This window comes from Aeromonas sp. D3 (genome assembly GCF_027705025.1).
Lineage (GTDB): Bacteria > Pseudomonadota > Gammaproteobacteria > Enterobacterales > Aeromonadaceae > Aeromonas > Aeromonas salmonicida.
On record NZ_JAPDBE010000003.1, the window covers coordinates 34,501 to 54,748 of the forward strand.

At 57.7% G+C, this 20,248-nt stretch carries 28 protein-coding genes and 1 pseudogene; 4 read left to right on the forward strand and 25 right to left on the reverse strand.

What is annotated here, in order from left to right:
- Positions 1 to 3: 3 nt before the first annotated feature.
- The 23 genes from OKC28_RS02930 to OKC28_RS03040 form a co-directional block, all read right to left on the reverse strand.
- Entirely contained in the window at positions 4 to 288 is a 285-nt protein-coding gene (locus tag OKC28_RS02930; RefSeq protein ID WP_270687237.1) for a phage tail assembly protein, read from the reverse strand.
- A 66-nt stretch (positions 289 to 354) separates the two neighbouring features.
- The gene (locus OKC28_RS02935) at positions 355 to 870 is read right to left on the reverse strand and encodes a phage major tail tube protein (RefSeq protein WP_270687240.1); all 516 of its coding nucleotides are present in this window, start codon (positions 868 to 870) and stop codon (positions 355 to 357) included.
- A 9-nt stretch (positions 871 to 879) separates the two neighbouring features.
- Positions 880 to 2,058: a phage tail sheath protein gene (locus tag OKC28_RS02940; protein WP_442865734.1), complete on the reverse strand. Its 1,179-nt coding sequence runs from the start codon at positions 2,056 to 2,058 to the stop codon at positions 880 to 882.
- A 192-nt stretch (positions 2,059 to 2,250) separates the two neighbouring features.
- Positions 2,251 to 2,883: a tail fiber assembly protein gene (locus OKC28_RS02945; protein ID WP_270687242.1), complete on the reverse strand. Its 633-nt coding sequence runs from the start codon at positions 2,881 to 2,883 to the stop codon at positions 2,251 to 2,253.
- Positions 2,883 to 3,983 carry a phage tail protein gene (locus tag OKC28_RS02950; RefSeq protein WP_270687245.1) on the reverse strand — a complete coding sequence of 367 codons (1,101 nt, stop codon included), beginning with the start codon at positions 3,981 to 3,983 and terminating at the stop codon, positions 2,883 to 2,885. The genes OKC28_RS02945 and OKC28_RS02950 overlap by 1 nt, the downstream gene beginning before the upstream one ends.
- Complete coding sequence (locus OKC28_RS02955; protein WP_270687247.1) at positions 3,983 to 4,615, reverse strand: phage tail protein I; 633 nt, start codon at positions 4,613 to 4,615, stop codon at positions 3,983 to 3,985. The genes OKC28_RS02950 and OKC28_RS02955 overlap by 1 nt, the downstream gene beginning before the upstream one ends.
- Positions 4,612 to 5,511: a baseplate J/gp47 family protein gene (locus OKC28_RS02960; protein ID WP_270687249.1), complete on the reverse strand. Its 900-nt coding sequence runs from the start codon at positions 5,509 to 5,511 to the stop codon at positions 4,612 to 4,614. The genes OKC28_RS02955 and OKC28_RS02960 overlap by 4 nt, the downstream gene beginning before the upstream one ends.
- Positions 5,508 to 5,867: a GPW/gp25 family protein gene (locus OKC28_RS02965; RefSeq protein ID WP_270687251.1), complete on the reverse strand. Its 360-nt coding sequence runs from the start codon at positions 5,865 to 5,867 to the stop codon at positions 5,508 to 5,510. The genes OKC28_RS02960 and OKC28_RS02965 overlap by 4 nt, the downstream gene beginning before the upstream one ends.
- Positions 5,864 to 6,436, reverse strand: coding sequence for a phage baseplate assembly protein V (locus OKC28_RS02970; RefSeq protein ID WP_270687253.1), 573 nt, complete (start codon positions 6,434 to 6,436; stop codon positions 5,864 to 5,866). The genes OKC28_RS02965 and OKC28_RS02970 overlap by 4 nt, the downstream gene beginning before the upstream one ends.
- Before the next feature lie 78 nt (positions 6,437 to 6,514).
- Positions 6,515 to 6,973 carry a phage virion morphogenesis protein gene (locus OKC28_RS02975; RefSeq protein WP_270687255.1) on the reverse strand — a complete coding sequence of 153 codons (459 nt, stop codon included), beginning with the start codon at positions 6,971 to 6,973 and terminating at the stop codon, positions 6,515 to 6,517.
- On the reverse strand, positions 6,955 to 7,425 hold the full coding sequence (locus tag OKC28_RS02980; protein ID WP_270687257.1) for a phage tail protein: 471 nt from the start codon (positions 7,423 to 7,425) through the stop codon (positions 6,955 to 6,957). The genes OKC28_RS02975 and OKC28_RS02980 overlap by 19 nt, the downstream gene beginning before the upstream one ends.
- On the reverse strand, positions 7,400 to 7,654 hold the full coding sequence (gene lysC, locus OKC28_RS02985; protein ID WP_270687518.1) for an Rz1-like lysis system protein LysC: 255 nt from the start codon (positions 7,652 to 7,654) through the stop codon (positions 7,400 to 7,402). Before lysC ends, OKC28_RS02980 begins: the two co-directional genes overlap by 26 nt.
- Positions 7,539 to 8,006: an Rz-like lysis system protein LysB gene (gene lysB / locus OKC28_RS02990; RefSeq protein WP_270687259.1), complete on the reverse strand. Its 468-nt coding sequence runs from the start codon at positions 8,004 to 8,006 to the stop codon at positions 7,539 to 7,541. The genes lysC and lysB overlap by 116 nt, the downstream gene beginning before the upstream one ends.
- 144 nt (positions 8,007 to 8,150) lie before the next feature.
- Positions 8,151 to 8,975, reverse strand: coding sequence for an N-acetylmuramidase family protein (locus OKC28_RS02995; protein ID WP_270687261.1), 825 nt, complete (start codon positions 8,973 to 8,975; stop codon positions 8,151 to 8,153).
- Positions 8,972 to 9,280 carry a phage holin family protein gene (locus OKC28_RS03000; RefSeq protein ID WP_094697344.1) on the reverse strand — a complete coding sequence of 103 codons (309 nt, stop codon included), beginning with the start codon at positions 9,278 to 9,280 and terminating at the stop codon, positions 8,972 to 8,974. The genes OKC28_RS02995 and OKC28_RS03000 overlap by 4 nt, the downstream gene beginning before the upstream one ends.
- A gap of 1 nt (position 9,281) precedes the next feature.
- Positions 9,282 to 9,542 (reverse strand): hypothetical protein, encoded by a 261-nt coding sequence (locus OKC28_RS03005; protein WP_270687264.1) that lies wholly within the window; start codon positions 9,540 to 9,542, stop codon positions 9,282 to 9,284.
- 1 nt (position 9,543) lies between these two features.
- Positions 9,544 to 9,906, reverse strand: a complete 363-nt coding sequence (locus OKC28_RS03010) for a putative holin (RefSeq protein WP_017411174.1) — start codon at positions 9,904 to 9,906, stop codon at positions 9,544 to 9,546.
- Positions 9,907 to 9,921: 15 nt separating this feature from the next.
- Complete coding sequence (locus OKC28_RS03015; RefSeq protein ID WP_192896299.1) at positions 9,922 to 10,152, reverse strand: TraR/DksA C4-type zinc finger protein; 231 nt, start codon at positions 10,150 to 10,152, stop codon at positions 9,922 to 9,924.
- Positions 10,153 to 10,154: 2 nt separating this feature from the next.
- Positions 10,155 to 10,358, reverse strand: coding sequence for a tail protein X (locus OKC28_RS03020; RefSeq protein ID WP_024943547.1), 204 nt, complete (start codon positions 10,356 to 10,358; stop codon positions 10,155 to 10,157).
- Positions 10,358 to 10,828: a head completion/stabilization protein gene (locus OKC28_RS03025; RefSeq protein ID WP_270687268.1), complete on the reverse strand. Its 471-nt coding sequence runs from the start codon at positions 10,826 to 10,828 to the stop codon at positions 10,358 to 10,360. Before OKC28_RS03025 ends, OKC28_RS03020 begins: the two co-directional genes overlap by 1 nt.
- A gap of 106 nt (positions 10,829 to 10,934) precedes the next feature.
- Positions 10,935 to 11,615: a phage terminase small subunit gene (gpM, locus tag OKC28_RS03030; protein WP_270687271.1), complete on the reverse strand. Its 681-nt coding sequence runs from the start codon at positions 11,613 to 11,615 to the stop codon at positions 10,935 to 10,937.
- A 9-nt stretch (positions 11,616 to 11,624) separates the two neighbouring features.
- Positions 11,625 to 12,656, reverse strand: a complete 1,032-nt coding sequence (locus tag OKC28_RS03035; protein WP_270687273.1) for a phage major capsid protein, P2 family — start codon at positions 12,654 to 12,656, stop codon at positions 11,625 to 11,627.
- A gap of 11 nt (positions 12,657 to 12,667) precedes the next feature.
- Positions 12,668 to 13,507, reverse strand: coding sequence for a GPO family capsid scaffolding protein (locus OKC28_RS03040; protein ID WP_270687275.1), 840 nt, complete (start codon positions 13,505 to 13,507; stop codon positions 12,668 to 12,670).
- Positions 13,508 to 13,655: 148 nt separating this feature from the next.
- Here OKC28_RS03040 and OKC28_RS03045 point away from each other — a divergent pair, with 148 nt between their 5' ends.
- A complete protein-coding gene (locus OKC28_RS03045; RefSeq protein ID WP_270687278.1) occupies positions 13,656 to 15,419 on the forward strand; it encodes a terminase ATPase subunit family protein in 1,764 nt (587 codons plus the stop codon).
- Complete coding sequence (locus OKC28_RS03050) at positions 15,419 to 16,495, forward strand: phage portal protein (protein ID WP_270687280.1); 1,077 nt, start codon at positions 15,419 to 15,421, stop codon at positions 16,493 to 16,495. Before OKC28_RS03045 ends, OKC28_RS03050 begins: the two co-directional genes overlap by 1 nt.
- 593 nt (positions 16,496 to 17,088) lie before the next feature.
- Here OKC28_RS03050 and OKC28_RS03055 read toward each other — a convergent pair.
- Positions 17,089 to 19,020 (reverse strand): acyltransferase family protein, encoded by a 1,932-nt coding sequence (locus tag OKC28_RS03055; protein ID WP_270687282.1) that lies wholly within the window; start codon positions 19,018 to 19,020, stop codon positions 17,089 to 17,091.
- Between the two features lie 390 nt (positions 19,021 to 19,410).
- Here OKC28_RS03055 and OKC28_RS03060 point away from each other — a divergent pair.
- Both OKC28_RS03060 and OKC28_RS03065 read left to right on the forward strand, forming a co-directional pair.
- Positions 19,411 to 19,653: pseudogene (locus tag OKC28_RS03060) on the forward strand (DinB/UmuC family translesion DNA polymerase); the annotation flags it as partial.
- 51 nt (positions 19,654 to 19,704) lie between these two features.
- Positions 19,705 to 19,854: a DUF4113 domain-containing protein gene (locus tag OKC28_RS03065; RefSeq protein WP_240039242.1), complete on the forward strand. Its 150-nt coding sequence runs from the start codon at positions 19,705 to 19,707 to the stop codon at positions 19,852 to 19,854.
- 15 nt (positions 19,855 to 19,869) lie between these two features.
- Here the strand turns inward: OKC28_RS03065 and OKC28_RS03070 are convergent, their stop codons facing one another.
- On the reverse strand, positions 19,870 to 20,208 hold the full coding sequence (locus OKC28_RS03070) for a hypothetical protein (protein ID WP_270687286.1): 339 nt from the start codon (positions 20,206 to 20,208) through the stop codon (positions 19,870 to 19,872).
- Positions 20,209 to 20,248: the final 40 nt, after the last annotated feature.

Here is a 20,248-nt window from a genome sequence, read left to right on the forward strand (position 1 = left end):
CATCTACGCAGCCAGGTAACCCATTTTCTTCGTCATCAAAAAACCGGCCACCTCACTGCCCAACTGGACGAAGTCCGCCGGGTCCATGTTGCCGATCTCTGCTTCGGTCAGGATTGGGGTAGTGATGCGGGGCAGCAGTTTGGTGAGGGCGTTGACATCCATCTGCAGGACGTCGGCCATGTTGAGGCCGCGCATTTCGCCCGCCTTGGGTTTGCGCAACTGCACGTCGGTGATGGTGGTGTCGCCGCGCAGGATGGCCTGGTCGAGGGTAATGGTCTTGTTTTCCATGGTGTTTGTTCCTGATGTTGATGTGGTGAGGGCGGCTGTTGGCCGCCCGTTGGGTTGTTGGGTGGGTTAGAGGCCGATGGCTTTGCGATGGTCGGCCATCAGGTCGACGCCATCGACTATCCAGATCATGTTGAGCAGGTCGATTTCGCACAGGTCGACACCGTTCATGGTCTCTTTGTAGTAGGTGTTGACCATGCTGATTTTGCTCTGGGAGTTGTCGCCAGTTTTGAGGGTGCCCCGGTCGAGCTCTTTGAAGCGGCCGCGCTGAACGATTTCAACGGCGACCACTTCACCGGTGTCGTCACGCTGGACGGAACCGGCAAAGCGCAGTTGAACGCCGTCAATCTTGGCGATGCCCATGCGCTTGACCAGATCGGCCTCAAGGCCGCCGAAGGTGAAGGAGGTATCGAGGGCGCCATCATCCAGCCCCATGTGGATGTTGGCGGCGCCCATCATGCCACCGCCACGATAGGCTTCGAATTTCTGGCTCAGTTTTGCCGGGGTGAAGTCTTCGGCGACGCCGATCCAGTTCTCACCATCTTGAAAAATGTTGAGGTGTTTGAGTTTGCGTGGCAGTGCCATGGTGGCTCCTTATGCTGCAGCCGCGACGCGGGCGCTGAAGTCGATGAGGTAGGAGTCGGTGATGCGCTGCTGGAAGCCGAGGTCTTCAAGCGGCGGTACCGGTGTGTAGTTGTAATCGATGCGCAGCTTGCCAGCCTTGAGGGTGTCTTTGTCGTTGAGCTCCTCGTTGTACCAGCAGTCAAAGCCGAGCAGGTAACCGCCGGTCACCAGTTCGCGGCCCTTGGCCTTGATGCCCTCGATGATGTCTTTCACCAGGGTCGGGGTCATGGGCTTATCGACTGCCCACATGTGCGCGTCGGCGATGGTGTCGGCCAGCACCTGGGCGGTGCGAGTGTAGTTCTCGAAGCAGAACAGGGGATCGTCTGAACAGGTGCGGTTGCCCCAGTAGCGGAACCCGTTGGACTGGATCAGGCAGGTTATCTCGTTGGCGTTGAGCAGACCGACCTCGGTGTCGGGGTCTTGCAGATCCCAGAACAGGGCCTTGGTCATGCCATCGCCCCCGGTCACTGCGACGTTGGACAGGGTCTTGTGCCAGCCGATCTCTTTGTCGATAAGGGCCCGCAGGGCGGCGGCCTTGAGGCAGGCATCGAGCTTGACGCTGGCATTCGCTGCTACTTCCCACGCCGTCCAGTCGGCATGCACCAGCATCAGCTCACGGCTGGCGAAGTTTTCACGGTAGGCCAGGGCAGCTTCGATGGTTTCGGCGATGGTCGGCACGTAGGCAAAGGCGCGCAGTTTCTTGGCCATGCCAGCAAGGGCGGTGGCCACCGGCAGGGTGCAGTTGTCCGGCACGCAGAGGATGCGCGGCTTGACGGTGGTGACTGGGGCGGCCCGTTCCAGTGCCTTGAGGCCGGTGTAGCTGCCGTCTGGCTTGATGGTGCCGATGATGTTGCTGGTCAGTTCGGCTGCGTCGGCGCCGTCGGCCACGCGCACGGCGATGACGATGGTGTTGACGGTGTCATAAATGGTTTGCAGCGACTTCTTGAGGTTGCCGTTGCTGCCTGCTTTGGCGATGGCTGCCGGCAGGTTGGCAATCAGCACGGGTTTGTCGAGCGGGAAGTAGGCAGCATCAGCATCGGCGCTGGTGCAGACCATGCCGATCACCGCCGTGGCGACGGTGCGGATGGTGCGGGTGCCCTCGTTGATTTCCACGACGCGCACGCCGTGGTGAAATTGGTCCAGTGCCATAGGTTCTCCTGTTGTCCGGACGGAGCTTGGTGCATGTGATGCGAGCAGGGTCAGGATGCAGGGGCAGGGGATGACAGGCGAGCGGCGGCCAGTGTATCCGGCGTGGATACACTGGAACGGCGGTGACAAGGGGTTGATGAGCGGCTGTAACGAAACACCCCGCACAGGGCGGGGTGGTTGCGTTGGGTGTGGTTAGATGACCTTGTCCGGTTCGGTTGGCCATTGCGGTGCGTCAGGCCAGCCGGTTTGCTCTGGCACCTGTGTCAGCTCGTAGCGGTAACGCTGCCAGGCGGCCAACAGCTGGGCGTGCTCTGGTTTGGCGTAACCGCCCTCGACTGCCGGAGCAATGATTGCGATTTGCTGATTGGCCACGAGCAGCAGTGTTGTTTGCTGACTCTCTGCCATCTGTCGGCTATGCGCCTGTTCTGTGACCTGATCCGTGACCCACGATTGTTCAGCTTCGTCCCAGATAACAAATTGCCCTGGAGGTACCTGAGTGGTGACAGACTCCGGCAGTGGGCCAAGCTCCCCTATTGTCTGGGGGTGGGTGGTGGTTTTGTCATAAACGACAAGCCCCCTGTGGTCATCAACAAGCTCCCACTTGCTGTCATCAGCGGTTCTTACCCATGCTTTGCCAGCAGGTGCGTCACCAGATGGCCGATCCAGATAGCTACCAGCAGAAATGCCTGTGCCTTCTGATACCCATTCATGGCAACAGCCGGTGAACTCGTTGCTTTCTCGATCCTTTGTTGCTACTTCAACCCAGCCATCGCTTGTGGCAAAGCCATGTTCATCCAGGGTCACCCGTGGTTCAAATTGTTCCATTACGCTGCCCTCAGAATGAAGTTGAATGCGATATTGCGGGGACGCGATTCACTGCCGCCGGATGCTTTTATCGGTCCATCAACGCTGCCTTGAACACCCGAAATCAACTCAAGATGTTCGCTTGGGGAAATGACGTTACGGCCCAGTGCTGATAGCTCACTGGTGAGCGCACCGGGCCCTGAAATTGACAACTCTGCCGATCCGGCTGTTTTTTTGATCAACAAATTGTGGCGGTGAGCCTGGTTTTCACTGCCTTGATATGACAACAATTCACGCCCAGGGTCGAAACCCTTTCCGTTATCCCACCCGCGAAGAAACTGGCCACGCATATCAAATGGAATTACCCCTGATGGCCACAAAGCCCCGAGTTTTGGATAGGTAGCCTTGTTAAACGACTGGCCATTCGCGAGCAAAAAACGAGCGCCCGGTGGCGTTGCCGCTGGCCATGGCATCGGTATTCCGATTGGGCAGACAATGTCCAGTAAGGCTTCCAATGCCGCTTTCATATCTTTCGGTGCGACGGCGACCGATTCTAACAACCCAGCCAGCGCCTCTGTTTCTGTTGCCAGCCTGATCATCCCCTTTTGTATTTTAGAGGCATCAGGATGATCACGGCTTTCCCGGTGCGCTTTCATCACATCATCGACGTACTTGCGGGTAGCCAGCACCACTGAGGGGTCAATCTTGAGCTCGACCGCACTGGTGTCGCTGACGACCAGCACCAGACGGATGACCTGGGTTCGGCCTGCGCCACTGCTGAGCAACGGCTTGTAGGTATCCGGGCAGTTGGCGACGGCAATCAGGGTGCCGTCTTCTGAGAAAATACCGACCTCACGGATCCACCAGTCGCCGACGTCTTCCGGGATGATTTGCTCGGCCACCAGTTGTGCCTGGTTCAAGGGATCTTGAAACAGGGTGTTGAGCGGGGCGCGGCGTTTCTCCCTGACCAGTGCAGTTTGGGCTGCGTTGGGGGTGACCGGTTGGCCATTACCATCACCGACGGCCATGTGGGTGATTTTCAGCGGGATGCCCAGCGCGATGGCATTGGCAATTTTGGCCTGCCCGGCATCGGTGGGGATGGCGAAATAGATGGCGCTCATTAACTGGCACCTCCTGTCTGTTGCGGTTGAATGGTCAAGGTGTCGAGTGTGTGAGTGATGCCGCCGTGCCATTGTTGGCCACTGATCTCGATGGCTGCTGGGCTATAGGGGTAGATTGTCAGCTCGTCACCCAGGTAGCAGGCGGCCCCCAGATAGAGCGGGCCACGGGTTTCCATGCTGATGGCAAGGCCGGTCAGGTGACGGGTCATGGGTTTGGCATCGGCGATCAGCCGTTCCAGCTCTTGGTACATGGCCTCGGTGATACCGGTATCGAGTACACCGATGTCGAGCTTGAAGGTGCCCGGGGTGGCGGTAGGGGTTTCTTGCCACCATTCGAGTACCCGGATCAGAAAGCCGAGGGGTTCGACCACCCGACGAATGGCGCCGATGGTGCCCTTGCGGCTGTGGACGAAGTAGCTGTTGGCGATCAACTGGCGCTTGGTGGCCTCTGGCCATTTGTCATCCCAGCGGTCGACGCTCCAGCTGGCGGCCAGATAGGGCAGCAGGTGGGCGGGACAGGTCCAGGGTGACCAGAGGGTGCGCAACGGGATCGGCAGTTGTTGGGCCTGTGCCCCTGTGGTGGCCAGATTGCGTTCTGCTCGGCTGGTGCTGGGCGGCAACAGGTGGCTCATGGTGCCCGCTCCACGGTGAAGCCAGTGCAGTAGGCGGCCTGGGTGGCGCTGGGGGTGACGTCTGCCCAGCCGATCAGGCTGACCTTGCGCACCCCCTGCACATGGAGGGCGGCATCAATGGCAGAGCGGGGCACTTCGACCCCTATGCGGCGACGGGGATTGATGAAGGCGGCCAGACTGTCGCGTGCCGCTTGCAGGATCACGTCTGCTTCTGCGCCCTGGCTGTCGATATGCAGTTGGGCGGTGATGGTGTAGTTGATGATGCCGGCACTTTGCACGGTGAGCCGGTCGGCCACCGGGCGGACGTTTTCGCCGTTCAGGGCGGCGGAGACTTTGGCGATCAGGGTGGCATCGGCGGTACCGTTGCCCTCGGTGCTGAGAATGGTGACCAGCGCCTGGGCAGGAGATGGGCTGGAGCCTTTGGCATCTGCCACCTTGCCATCTGCCGAGAGGGCGAAATATTCATAGGCGCCCGTCGGGCCTGCCACGCTGAGGCCGTCCCACGCCATCAGGGCGCGCAGGCTGAGGGCGGCGTCATCTTCTTTGATTTCTGGCACAGGCGGGGTGGCGGTCGGGTCACCGGGCTGAATGGTGAGGCGCTTTACATTCCAGTTGGCCGCCAGATTGTCGAGGTCGGCCCCTTTTGCCCAGGCCAGCATGTTGGCCACGGCGGCTTCGTTGATGCGTTGGCGCAGGATCAGCTCCCGATAGGCATTTTCTTGCAGCAACTTGGTGATGGGCTCGGATTCGAGGTCGAGCGTGGCGGCGATGGCGGCTTGCTGATCTGCCGGATAGAGGCTGACGCAATAGGCTTTGCGCTCGGCGAGGATGGTTTCGAAATCGAGGGGTTCGATCACGTCTGGCTGGGGCAGTTGGGAGAGGGTGATGGTGCTCACTGGGCGACTCCTGTGGGGATGGTGATGCTGGCAGATTCAGGAGCGCCGCCATCTTTGCGCTGCCAAGTCAGTTCAACGGTCAGTGAGCCATCCATGCCGCCGCTCTGCACATCGACTTTGGTGATGGTGATGCGGGGTTCCCAGTTGATGAGGGCCTGCACGGTAGCGGCCATCAGGCGCAGGCGGGTGGCCTGATGTTGGGGCTGGTCGATGAGGTAAAACAGTTCGCTGCCATAGTCGCGGCGCATGACACGAGAGCCCACCGGGGTGATGAGGATGTCGCGCACCGACTGGATGATGTGGTTGGTCGCGCTGATGGCGCGGCCGGTCGCAGCGTTCATGCCGAGCCAGTTCATGCCGGGCCCCCTGTTTGGCCGCCGCCAGTGCTGACGCCGCTGTGTTTGTGGGTGGTGACTTCGACGTTGCCTATCTTGGCGGTGGCCGCGGTAATTTTGCCGCCGGCGGTGATGGTGGTACCGACCTTGAGCGCCTGGGTGCATTCCACCAGGGGGGTGATCAGCTTGACGGTGACGGAGGCCGTGATATTGGCAGACTTGATGCCGGTGGCGTTGAGCGCGCCGGTGGCCGGGTTGTATTCGATGACGGCGCCATCACTGTATTCGGTGCGATCGAGATCTGGATTGTCATCCTCGCGCAGTGGCTCATCTGCGGCGGTGGCGTTGAGTGAGCCGAGGATGTACGCATTGCGCAGATCGCCACTGACTGACAACAAGATGACCTGTTCGCCGATGCTCAGGCGGTGACGAGTACGGTTAGCCCCGGCCCTTTCTGTGGTGTAGGGCCGCCAGTTGGTTTCGATGTCGCCGGTTTTGACACGACATTCCCCTGAGCGCACGGCGGTGACGGTACCGATGCGGATCAGGTTGTCGATCAGGCGTTGGAGTTCGGTCTGGGTCGGTTGCATGGGGCCATTGTTTTGGGCAATGGCGAGTAAGGCGAGGGGCCGCCAGTGTATCCACGGTGGATACACTGGCGGCGGTGGTTATAGCCCTTTGGTTAGGTGGGTAAGCAGGGTGGTTTCGAGTTGTTCGCGTTCTTGTTCTGTGATGCCCAGCAGTTCACGCGCGGGGTAGCGGATCTCGCGGCCTTTGATGCGGTCTTTCAAGCCATATTGGTGGATGGTGGCGAGGCGGTTGGCTGAGCCAACAAACTCGACTATGGCCTGTGATTGGGTGGCGCTGGCCTTTAACCAGGTTCTGCTGGTGATTTTGAAGAACATTTTTTTGCGCAAGCGGCCCCTGCCTTTTTTCAACTTGGGCTGTGGCTTGCGCGGGGTCATGGGGCTGCCATCTGGCTGGATGTTTGTGCGGATCCGGCCTGCTTGACTGTCGCGCAGCTTGCGCGCCATTTCGCCCGCCAACTGGCGGCGGGCGGCGGGTTCCATGCTGGCCAGCAGGCCATCGGCCCATTGGGTCAGGCGGCTCAGGTCGTCGGTGGCCATGGCTGATGCTCCCCATTGATGAAGAGTTCCCAAGTGATGCCGTCGTAGGGGTCTTCCGGCGGCTCTGGCAGGTGCTCCCAGCCTATCCCCTGCTCGTTCTGCCAGACCCTGACCCGCTCGGTCAGCTTGACGGTGATGATGAGATCCATCAGGTCGTTTGCCAGATACTCGGCCTCGAAGGTGATGCCATCCTTGCGCCGTTCGTCGTTGGTCATCAGCTCGGGCTGGTGTTGGCGCAACCAGGCCAGCAGCGGCACCATGACCTGATCCGGGTGGCCGGCGAAATCTTCAATTCCGATAGATAGCGGGTATTGCCACTCGAACGAGAGTGAGCGGGCGCCGGTGCTTTCAACGTTACCCGGGGCGATGAAGATGTGCAGTTTGTCCGGATTGGTCTTGAGGTGCGGCACGCAGTTGGTCAGCACTTCACGGATCTGTTTTGGCTTTTCCATCCCCACTCCCTTGTTGTTGCTGCCGTTGCTGGCAGGTGATGAGGCTGTCGACTTTGGCGGCGCAGCTGGCCCAGGCGGCCTCGGTCTGGGTCAACAGGTCGAGCAGGTCGCCGTTATTGACCGGGCTGGCTGGCGGCAGCTGGCAGGGGGTCAGGCCCTGACAGGTGAGCCTGATAATCTGCGGCGCCGGTGATGGCGGGGCGCTTGAGCAGCCTGATAACAGGATCAGGCAGAGGGCTATCAGCCCAAGACCTAAGTTCAGCATTTTCACGTTTGAGCCTCTTGATGGTGTCGGCGCGGGTGGCGGCGGTCATCGACAGTTCGCCGAGCTGGTTTTGCAGTTGGGCTGCGGCTTCTGCCTGGTCGGTCAGCTCGCCGGTGAGGGTGGTGATGGTGGTGTCTTTGAGCTGTTCCCGCCGCTCGGCCTCTTTGGCCTTGTCGTCGGCGGCCTTGAGGTCACTTTGCAGGGTGGTGACCTTCCCCTTGGCGGTCGCCGCCGAGGTGGCAGACCAGCCCCAGCCGGCCAAGGCGATGGCCAAGGCGATCAGCAACCAGGTGAGGGGGGATCGCAGTAATGCCATTACGGTTTCCTCGGTGGTGGTGTGGGCTGCGGCTTATTCTGGCCACATCCTCTGAATGGGCAGATCACGCAGCCACCAAGCCAGCGTAATTCCAGACACTTCGCATCCAACTTGATGCAGGTTTTTCCTGCCAAGTGACTGCACTTAGGCCGAGGCATCTGCCACCTCCTTCACCGGATATACCTTGGCAAAGTGGTCGAATGCCTTGGCCAGCTTGGTGTCGTAGTCGTTGTCTTTGTAGGCGGGTCCGTTGTAGCGGCGGGCGAAGTCGGCCCATTTACGCCCTTGCAGGGCCTTGTGCATGGCGGCGTCTTGCTGGATGAAGCGGCACAGGGCGGTGAGGTGGTCGACCTCGCTGCGCTGCATGGCTGCCAGCCAGTCGCTGGCTGAGGCAAAGCCTAGTGTCTGCCAGTGGTAGCCCATGATCTGGAACATGCCCCAGCTGGCCGACTCGATGGCAGCATCCCGATGCAGGCTGATGGCCAGTTGCAGCCGTTCCCACTCGGCCGCGCCCCCTGCATAGCCACCGCGCTTGGGGTTGACCAGGTTGGGGTAATTGGCGGCCAGCTGGTTGGCGGTTGCCTTGCCCAGGTGTTTGGTGAGCTGCTTGTAGAACACGTGCCGCTCGAACAGCACCACGGGGCGCATGGCGTTGGTAAAGCCTTCACCGATGCTTTCGACCTGGGCGACGGTGGCCATGGTGGCGAGTGGCAGGGCCAGCAGGTCAGCCCCGCGCTGCATGTGGTGGATGGTGAGCTGGTTGCCGCGCTCGCTGCCAAGCAGGGCGGCCATGGTGCGGGGGCCAGCCTGACCGATGGCGACAATCATGTAATCCCGCTGGAAGGCGAGCAGGGCCTGTTTGGTGGCATCGCCAAACCAGCCGTCAGGCTCCACCGGATAACCGGCTTTGGTGAGGCGGCGTTGCAGATCGGCCACGGCGGTGCCGGTATCCCCTTTTTTCAGGCTCATGGCTGAAATCTCCCGTTCAGGTGGCGGGCGGTGGTTGGCTGCTGGCGGCGGCGCGGCATCAGGCGCATGACTGACCCCCTTGACCCGAGCAGGGCGGTCAGCACCACGGCGGCTAGCAGGACGGCGGCTGGATCCGGTGATGGCAAGACACCCAGCATGGCGCGCAGTGGCACGGAACCAGCGGCCACTGTGATGACCCATGCCAGCAGGGCAGGCAGGGGGCGGTAGTCGCCCCCGTTGCGGTTGAAGGTAGCCAGTCGCAGGGCGATGGCGGCGCAGATCATGGCGTAGAGGATGGTCAGCATGTCAGCCCCCTTTGCAGGCTTGGCGCTTACGCTGAGCCCATTTGATGAACAGGATTACCACTCGCGCCAGTTCAATAACGAACGCGCAAATTACTGCTTTCCCTAAGGTGCTCACCGGGTCTAGAGGTGCTCCGTTCAGAAACTCAATCGACATCAGCCACAAGCAGATTGCTGCCAATATCAATGCTGATTTCTCACCAATTATCAGGAGTACTTCCAGCCGCTTGACCAGAGAGAAAGCTGTCTTTTCCTGTTGTTTCATGTCAGCCCCCTTTGCGGAGTTTGAGCAGGTCTTCCGGCGTTTTGCGCAGGATCCACTGCAACAGGTGGACGGCCAGCGCCGAGGCCAGCATTGCACCGACGGCCCTGGGTACTTCGACACTGAGCGGCAGCACGCTGGCCAGCATGGCGGCAACCAGCGGAGCCGCCAGAGCGCCCGCCACGAAGGCGGCAACGAACAGGCCCGCCTTGCGCAGGTTGCCGAGTTCGGCGGTGGTGGCGATGAACACCAGCGCCCCGGCGAATGCACCGAGCAGGACGCCGGGGTCAACGCCCGGAAAGAGGGACAGCAGCGCCAGACCGGTAAGGGTGCTGGTTGCTGCACTGGATGAAATCGGTTCTGGCATCGTGCTCTCCTGTTGTTATCGTTTGCCGCCGTAGTGGCGAGCGGTTTGGAATTCGGTGATGGTCTGGCACTCGGCGCAGCGTTCGCAGCCCCGGATCGCTTCACGGCGCGCCTGCGGGATGGGGTTTTCGCAGTCGATGCAGTAGTGGGGGCCGGTGCCGCTGATGCGGGCGGCATGAATGCGGGCAGCGATTTGCTGATCGCTGATATCGGCCAGTCGTTCGAGTTCGTCGTCGAGGCGGCTCATGGTCAGTCCCATAGCTGGATCAGCGGCTGCTCGGCCTGGGTGGGGGCCGCTGGCATGTTGATGAGGGTTCCGGTCGGGATGATGGGGCCGAGCGTGGCCAAACCGGGGTTGAGGTTGAGCACTTGCTCTGTGATGCCTGCGGTGTAGCCGTAATGCCGGAACAGGATGAGATCGAGGGTGTCGCCCTGCTGGCTGCGCAGTTGCATCAGATCAGCTCCACTGTGTTGTGGGTGGTGCCGAGGATGTCGCGAATGGCAAAGCGGGCATCCCGGTAGAGGTCATCCGAGCTGATGATTTTGGCATCGGCCCCTTTGACGCCGTCGCCGGTGGCGCTGTAGTCGGTGTAACGCTCCAGCAGGTTAGCGCGGGTCATGGCATAGACGGCGCGCCGGTAGCTGTGCAGGTGCACCGATTCGTTGTTGATGACCTCGCTCGGGACGGCGGCCAGGGTGGCGTGGCCTTCGGCCTGACGGGCGCTGCGCCAATCTGCCAGGTCACGGTTGACGCTGGTGATGGCGTCGACCACGGCATGGGTGAGGCGGGCGGTGGTGACTGTGCCATCAAGCCGGACTGTTTCACGCAGGTCAGGCAGCGAGATCGCGGGCCAGAATGGACTGTTGGCTATCTCCCCTTCATCTGGCGCAGTCGGTGCTGTGGCAATGAATCCGGTGCTCATGGTGCTCCTGTGTTTGTTTATCCGCAGGTTGGGCGGTGGTCGGGCCGTCTGGTATGCCGCTGGCATTCGTTAGGCCCGAGCCGCCCAGGGTGCGGGGTTCGCTCGGTTAGCTGCCGCCGCCTTGGGCGTCGGGCTGCTGTTCTTTTTTCAATTCACGCTCGAGCACTTCGAGCTCTTTCTTGATGCCGACCTTGTCATGCAGTTCTATGGCGCGGCGGTAGTGCTCGGCGGCTTGCGGCTTGAGCCCTTCGGCCAGTGCGGCGCGGCCCACGGCCTTGTGCAGCTTGGCGCGTACCTGGTCGAAGATGTCGCAGGGTTCAAGCAGGCCGAGGTAGGCATAGAGCAGCCCGCAGCTGGGGCCGTTGCCTGCCTCTTGCTGCTTGATGGCGGTGTCTGCCACCTCTTCGGCGATCATGGTGGCGGCGGTGCGCTCGTAGAGATCGGGGGTGCTCAGGCCGTGGCGGATCACGTAGTCGGCCATGGGGAAAGCCCCTTCGAGATCGCCGGTGTCGAGGTGCCAGAGCATGACGGTCACCAGGACGTCATCTTGTCCGCCCCGGTCGGCGGCCAGAAGGCCATCAATCCAGGGTTTGTAGACGGCCAGCATGGGGCGCTTGGCCTCGATCTTGCGCTCGATGCTCTGGATGCCCTTGAGGGTGCGGCGGTGTTCGGCCAGCTGCATCAGTTGCAGCTCGTAGGCATTGGCGCGTTGTTGGTCGAACTGAGGATTGGCCGCCCCTTGCAGGGCGGCCAGTGCTCTTTCGCGGTGGCGACGGGCGGGAGTCATACCACCCCCTTACGCGCCGGGGGCCGGGTTCGGCCCCATGACGATGTTTTCGACCAGGGCGGCGCAGTCGTAATCCTCTACTACGTAGGCATCGTTGGAGCTTTCGTAGTTGACGATGCGGTTGCGCTTGGGCTCTTCCTCGATATGGCGGCGGCGGGCTCCGTCTTGCCAGTAGATAGAGAGGTTGCTGAGTTTGGTGATCAGCAGAGCGTCTTCCGGGAAGAAGGGGACGCGCACAGCCTTGAGCCCGCCGATCTGCTTCTGGCTCACCAGCACCTGGCCTGCCAACTTGTTCTGGTTGTCGCTGGCGTCGTTGATTATGGGGAAATACTTGTCGGACAGCAGCTTGCGACCGCAGATCACCACCAGATCGGTGTCGTCCTGGAACCAGGGTTTAATCAGCTCGTTGACGGCGTCGAACACCAAGGCGTCGAGGTTCTTGTAGTCGCCGTCGGTGGTATCCACGTAGATCTTGCCGCTTCCCTCGGTGCCCTCGCTCATGACTTGGGCCGGTGCATCTGTGCGGATGTGCTGCAGCCAACCGATGTTGACGTCTTGCAGCAGGGGGTTTTCATTGCGATCGGTGTCGGGAGCCGCGCTGGTGCCGTGCCAGCCGATCATGATCCGGTCCAGCCCCTGGCGGGTGATGATGGCATCGCGAATACGGGTCTGGAAGTCGGGGAATTTGGCCCACGAATCGAGTTGGGCGTAGCCGATCATGGTGTCGTAGTTGGTCTGGGCGCACTCGTAGTTGTGGTCATACAGGGCGGCCGGGTTGTTGGGCTGGCGGTCCTTGCTATCGGTGTTGGTTCGGCCCGCGATGGTGCTGCTGATGCCGATGCCGACCTTCTGGCCCTTGAGTTCATCCACCGGCACCATGTTGATCATGGAAAGGAAGGCGACCGACTCCTGCATCTTGGTTTCCAGGGTCTGCTGGACGCTGGGTTGCACGCTGAACTGCACCATGGCGCTGGTGATGGCGTTGAGTGTGGCCACCTGGCCGGTGAACTCGTTGAACTTCTGGCGGGTTTCGTTACGCATGGATGGGGTCCTTAGCAGTCAGTTTGAATGGTGGTGCCTTGGGCGCCGGTGGCGGGCTGGCGCTTGTGGCTGAAATCTTCCTGGCGTTCCAGCGATGCTTTCAGCTCGTTGAAGGCTGTTTCCAGTTCGCTGGTTTTGGTGACGGCGTTTTTCAGCTCGTTGACGGTGTTGGCCAGCTCGTTGAATTTCCCTTTGGTCTTTTCTTCGAGGCTGGTCACTTCAGTGGCTACGGCTTCCACGGCCTGATGCACGTCGGCGAACTGTTCTCCACTGGCCTGATCGCGGCGGGTGAACATGCCCTTGACCTTTTCGAGCAGTGACGGGCCTTTGTCGCCCTCTTCGATTAATTCGACTTCGGTTTCGATGGCGCAGGTAAACAGGTTGGTCGATTTTTGCTTGCGCGCAGCCAGCGGGCTTTTGTCGCCAGCACCGGCGCAAAACTGGAGGTATTCGGTACCGAGGCTGGCGGGGGTGTTGGTCACGGCCAGCCCTACCAGGTAGGCCTCGCCGGTACCGGCAAAGTCCAGATCCAGCTCGACGGAGGTGTAAACCTTCTGGCGGGCTTTGTTGAGTTTGATCAGGTCTTCGGTCGGGTCGATATCGGCGAACAGGGCAATTTTCTTTTCGCCGTCGATCTCGACCTCTTCGGCATAGACGGAGAGCACGTCGCCATAGGCGCGAAAATCGCTATCAGGGAACGGGCTGAGGTAGTGTTCGAGGTTGACGCGGGCGCCGTACTTTTCGCGGTTGTAGTTTTTGGCTGCCTGGGTGAGCCATTCCGGCGCGATGGTGCGGCCGTCGGTGGTTTGGCCTGCCACCGCGACGCGCTTGAATTTTGCTTTCTTCGCCATGAGCTGGGATCCCTTTGGTGATTGGGTGGTGATGTCGCGGTTATGGTCTGGGTGACAGGCGGGATCGTGCAATCGGCGGCCAGTGTATCCACGGTGGATACACTGGCGCGGGCGTCAGGGTGCTTGTCTTGGTCGGTAGACTGGCGCCATGACTACAGCACCGTTACTTTTCCCCCATATCGAACCCAGACGGCAGGCCATGCACCTGTTCTTTCAGGGCTACCCGCTCCGCGCCATTGCTGAATTGCTGCAGACGCCGGAGGGGACAGTCTCGACCTGGAAGAAGCGCGACGGCTGGGATGACATCAAACCCATTGACCGGGTCGACTTCGCTATTGAGGCGCGGATGTGCCAGTTGATCGCCAAGGATGTGAAGAGCGGCGGCGACTTCAAGGAGATTGACCTGCTTGGCAGGCAGTTGGAGCGGATCGCCCGGGTCAACAAGTACAGCAACGGCGGCAATGAAACCGACCTCAATCCCAAGGTAGCGAACCGTAACAAGGGGCCGAAGAAGGCGCCCGAGCGCAATGTGGTAGAGCCCGAGCAGCAGGAACGGTTAATCGAGCGGTTCGAGTCGACCATGTTTGGCTATCAACGCACATGGTACGAGGCGGGCAAGCTGCACCGGATCCGCGACTTGCTCAAGTCGCGCCAGATTGGGGCCACTTACTTCTTTGCCTTCGAGGCGTTCATTGATGCCCTGGTGACCGGGCGAAATCAGATTTTCTTGTCTGCCAGCAAGGCGCAGGCCCATGTGTTCAAGCAGTACATCATCCAGTTTGCCAAGGAGGAGGGGGTTGAGCTGAAAGGCGATCCCATGGTGCTGCCGAACGGGGCGCACCTCTATTTTCTCGGTACCAACGCCCGCACCGCCCAGAGTTACCACGGCAACATCTACATGGATGAGTATTTCTGGATCCATGGCTTTCTTGAGTTCCGCAAGGTGGCCTCTGGTATGGCGATGCACAAGAAGTGGCGCCAGACCTACATTTCCACCCCTTCCAGCCTTTCTCATCCTGCCTATGCGTTCTGGTCTGGTGCCAACTTCAACCGGGGCAAGGCCAAGGCCGACCGGGTCGAGATTGACCTGAGCCACGCCAATCTGGCCGGCGGCAAGCTGTGCGCCGATCGCCAGTGGCGGCAGATTGTCACAGTCGAGGATGCGGTGCGCGGGGGCTGCGACCTGTTCGACCTAGACGAACTGCGCGGAGAGTATTCCGAGGATGAATATCGCAACCTGCTGATGTGCGAATTCATGGACGACACGGCCAGCGTGTTCCCGCTCGCTAGCCTGCAGCGCTGCATGATTGACAGCTGGGAGTTGTGGGAGGACTACAAGCCCTTTGCGCTGCGCCCGCTCGGCAGTCGGCCAGTGTGGATCGGCTATGACCCGGCCAAGGGTGGCAAAGGTGATAGCGCCGGCTGCGCCGTGCTGGCCCCGCCTGCGGTACCGGGCGGAAAATTTAGGGTGCTGGAGCGCCACCGCTGGAGCGGGATGGACTTTGCCGCCCAGGCCGAAGCCATCCGCCAGATGACGATCCGTTACAACGCGGCCTATATCGGCATCGACTCGACCGGGATCGGGGAGGGGGTATTACAGCTGGTGCGCCAGTTCTATCCCGCCGTGACCGAGATTCAGTACAACCCAAGCATCAAGATCCGCATGGTGATGAAGGCAATGGATGTGATCGACAAGGGGCGGCTTGAGTTCGACAGCGGTTGGAATGATTTGGCCGCCGCCTTTATGAGCATCCGCCGGGGGGTAACTGCCGGCAAGATGCCTACCTTTGAGGCGAGCCGGTCAGAAGAGACCAGCCACGCCGATATTGCCTGGGCAACGATGCAGGCCCTGTTACATGAGCCGCTGGCAGGCGCCAACGGTACCAATACCGGTTCTATGGAGTTTTTCTAATGAGCAAACGTCGCAATCGTCGCCCCTCTTCAACCCCTACGCCGCCGGTGACGGCGACCCAGCCATCCGGTGGTGAGGCCATCGAGGCGTTTACCTTTGGCGAGCCGGTGCCGGTCTTATCGCAGCGGGAGGTGTTCGATTATCTTGAGTCGATGCACAACGGCCGCTGGTATGAGCCGCCGCTCTCGCTCAATGGCTTATCGCGGGTCTATCGGGCCGGGGTGCATCATGCCTCTGCCATCCAGGTGAAGCGCAACATCTTGCGATCGTGTTTCATCCCTCATCCGAAACTGAGTCTGGCGGGCTTCACTGGGTTGGCGCTGGACTATCTGATTTTTGGCAACGGCTACTTGCAGGCGGTGCAGAACCGGCTCGGCGGGGTGCTGCGCTATGACCATCTGCGCGCCAAGTACACCCGGCGTGGGCTGGATATGGCCACCTATTGGTGGATTGCCCAGCCTGGGCAGGAACAGGAGCTGCCCGCCGGGCGGGTAGGCCATGTGATGGAGAGCGACATCAACCAGGAGATCTACGGCATCCCCGACTACGTTGGCGGATTGAATTCGACCTTGCTGAACGAGTCGGCCACCCTGTTTCGCCGCCGGTACTATGAGAACGGCAGCCACGCCGGTTTCATCATGCACATTACGGACCCGCTGCAGAATGAGGGGGACATCACCAAGCTGCGGGAGGCGCTACGTCAGAGTAAGGGCCCCGGCAACTTCCGCAACCTGCTGCTCTACACCCCCGGTGGGAAGAAAGACGGGGTGCAGCTCATCCCGGTGGCAGAGGTGGCGGCCAAGGATGATTTCCTTTCCATCAAGAACGTGAGCCGCGATGATCAGCTGGCCACCCACCGGGTACCACCCCAGCTGATGGGGGTGATGCCGAACAGCACAGGCGGGTTTGGCAATGTGACGGAGGCCGCCCAGGTGTTCGACGTCAATGAGATCGACAGCATCAAGGCCAGCCTGCTGGCGATGAACGACTGGGCAGGGGAGGAGATCATCAGGTTCAATCCGTACAAGCTCGCCGCCGGTACCGAACCGGCCAGCCAGGGCGATCAGCTGCGCTGACACGGCCAGCGCATCCCTACCACCCCGCCATCTGGCGGGGTTTTCTTTTGCCCCGCGACTGACTAAGCCACACCCAGACTCAGCAAGGTTCAGAGCTTGCCGCAGTCATCCCTTGCATACGCGCACCAGCGGCCCGCTGTGAGATCGCCCTTCAAACCCAAGGAACCCGCAAGGCCAGATCCAGCACGTGCGCCCTGCGCTCGCTGGCGTGGCCTGCTGGGCGGTGGTGAACCCCCTCCGCACCGCTGGCGCGCAATCGGGACCCCGCCTCGCCTGCCCGCTTTATGTGTAGAAAATCATGCAGGTGAACGACGCGGGGCGGGGAGCGGCTCCCCGCGCCAGCACTGGCCGCGCGTGTGGTAGCTGATCCTTTTTGCGATCCTTCACATTCCTTCAGATATTTTCAAAATAAAATTTGGTTATGTAATTACTTTACGAGCTATCTGGGCTGGTGTTGTGTCGCGGGCTAGGAATAAAACACAGCCTGCTTTGGTTGTTGGCGGGTGTTACTCTGTTCACCAATACATATCTGGCACAGCGTAAAAAAACCCACGATACTCGTGGGCTGATTAAGACTTTATAATTGGTGGGTGTTATTTTATTTGCATCAAAGGATTGCCTATCTCTTTTATGTATTTAATTCCGATTTTTTGGGATGAGCTGTAGTTTAGGTGTGTACCATCCATTCTAAATATGATGTCCCCATCAATAAATGGAGTGCATCCTGATTCATTACAAAGGACATCATTAGGGTCAATCAACGTCACATTAGACCGGCTATTAGCTAGCCTGAATTCTTCACGAGCTTTCTTGGGACCATCATAGGGATATCTTACAGAAGACTGAATAACATGTTTTTGTTTCATTGCTATAATTTTCCCTATTTGCTCACGACCAATGGCCTTGAACGGTCTTGCTAAAATAATAACGTCAACCCCCTTGCCTACTAGTTCATCAATAGCATTCATTCTCATGGAATAGACTTTGTCACTTATATCGTTTCCATTTATATTATAGGTTTTTAAAGCGCTATTATTTTCGTTATAGTGGTCAAAATAATCTGATATTATAACAGCTTTCAATGTTGAGCCATACTCAATGCGTTCTCTCGTGTATTTCAATACCTTTTCAATTTGCTCTATAGGCGGTTTTGTATTTATTTGTGTGACATAAACGTTGGGGATTGATGGTGTTATACTTCTCATTGTATCAGCAACCATTAAGCCAGCATCTTTAGCAAGTACATCAATAAAAGGTGTATATGCATTTCCAAATGAGTCGCCAATCATCAAGACATCAGGCTTGTCTTTTTTTATGCCTAGATAACATTCATTGTAATTTCCAATTTTCATTGTTCCCATGCACTCTTTTCTAATCACATGTGCGGTATTAGTCTCTTTAAGCTCGTCAAACATTCCATTCATTCTGGATTTCATACCTTCCGTTTCCACTGTTACGTAAAGGAATATTGCCGATACCGCAACTGGTAATAAATAAAATGAAGGGATTATAAATTTTGGTTTATTTTGTTTTTTTGATGGGACTTCAATAAAATGATAGCTAATACATGCGGTAGCAATAGATACTACAACTAGTATTGATGCATTGATTAAATCAAGCTCAATACCTCTATATTTTGCAAGAGCTATTATCGGCCAGTGCCATAAGTATAAAGAGTATGAAATTTTACCAATGTAGACAACTGGTGATTGAGAGAGGAATCGATTAACAATTCCGCCTTGAGATGAGATTAGCAGTACTGTTCCTATGGTTACAGGGATAGCAAGTATTCCTGGAAATGCGCTAGAGTCATCAAGCATCATCGCACTTGATACAATTAAGATGATACCAATAATTGAGAATATGTTTTGATATCTACTGGTTGATGATGTATATATAGGATTCATAGCTAATATAGCACCAGCCATCAATTCAAATAATCTGAATGGTAGCATCATATAGGCCATGTTCTTGTCTATATTTACATATAGCCAAGAAATTAAAATGGAGCCAATGAAGATAAGTGAGTAAACTGCATTCTTTAAATTGTTTTTTGTTGTTTTGTGAAATGCAATTAAAAGCATTGGCCACACTAGATAAAATTGCTCTTCAACTGAAAGTGACCAAGTATGAAGTAGAGGTTCAAAAGTGGATGATTCAAAGTAATTTGTATGAGAGAAAAAATAAAAATTACTCACGCCAAGAAGAGAAAAAAGAACTGTTTTACTATAAGAAATAAGGTCTTCAGGCATTAGGTAGTATGAGCAATAGATGGAAATAAAAAGTACCATAAAGAAAAATGCTGGGACAAGCCTTTTAACTCGCCTTGTATAAAAGGAAAGAAATGTAAATGTTTTATCTTTTATTTCATTATTTATGATGGATGTAATTAGAAAGCCTGATATAACAAAGAATATATCAACACCAATAAATCCACCATTAATGGGAATGTTTGCGTGATATAAAACCACTAATAGTACAGCAAGTGCTCTTAATCCATCAATGTCAGCTCTATATCTCAACATATATTAACGTTACCTGAAGTTACTACTTAATACCACACAACTTTTTAAAGTTGTAGTTGTTATTTACAGTGATAGATAGGATGTGTATTTTTCATGTTCCATGAAAGCAGATCTCTTATGATTAAATAAAATATCATAAATAAATTATATGCTTTCGGTGTTATACCTTATTAAGGTGGCCACCCTATGTTTTTACTCTCTATAACTCTATCAGGGATGATAAACCCGAGGGAAGATGTAAACAAGTATCTGATGTTAGATCATAAACTCTATTTACCATGAACTTTTATCATTTTTAGATCAGCGCCAATGGGCCGCCAGCTATTGGAGTCCGTTAGCCAGTGGCCTCTCTGAGGACTCGCTAAAAACAAGAATGGGGAGCGGGCCGCCGAGAAGCTGCGGGGGGAGGGGATGTGCTGCCGGCATGTGACCCTGTTCATTCGCACCAGCCCGTTCAGCGACCGGGAGCCCTATTACGGCAACCAGGTGAGCACCAAGCTGGCGATGTCCACCCATGACACCCGGGCGCTGCTGGCTCTGATCCCGGAACTCCTCCCCCGCATCTGGCGCGACGAGCAGCGTTACCAGAAAGGGGGCGTCATGCTGGCCGAATTCACCCCCGCCAGCATGCAGCAGGGCGACCTGTTTGCCGCACAGCAACAATCCCCCCGCAGCGAGGCGCTGATGCAGGTCATCGACAAGATCAACCAGGGGCGGTTGGGGAAGGTCTACTTTGCGGCCCGTGGCCGCGATACCCGGGAGTGGATGATGAAGCGGGAGCAGTTAAGCCCCCGCTATACCACCGCGCTCGGCGAGCTGCCGGTAGTGAAGTGATGACGGCGGCGGGAGTCAGTACATCCGTTCGATCTGCTTGCCAAAGCTCACCATCATCCATCCTGCGGCAAAAAAGCTGGCCCAAGTGAGGAATCCTATGAAAGTCTCCGGGATCATGGCCTGGATGATGGGCCACTGGTCAAACAGCCCTGGTGGGGTGGGCAGTGTCGCTTTGCCATCTGTAATGGTCTGGAGTCTGGTAAAAGCCCGTTCGAGACGGCGTTCAAACATGAGCGTTCTGACGCCCAGCATCAGTGCCCCCAAAGAGGACAGCATCAGCAGGCCACCGAAGAATTTCATCACTCCGGGCTCCATTATCAGAGATGCGAGCATATCTTTCAGGCGTTCCACCATTGCTATAAAGCCCTCCTGAGTGATTTAGCGAAAAGCCCAC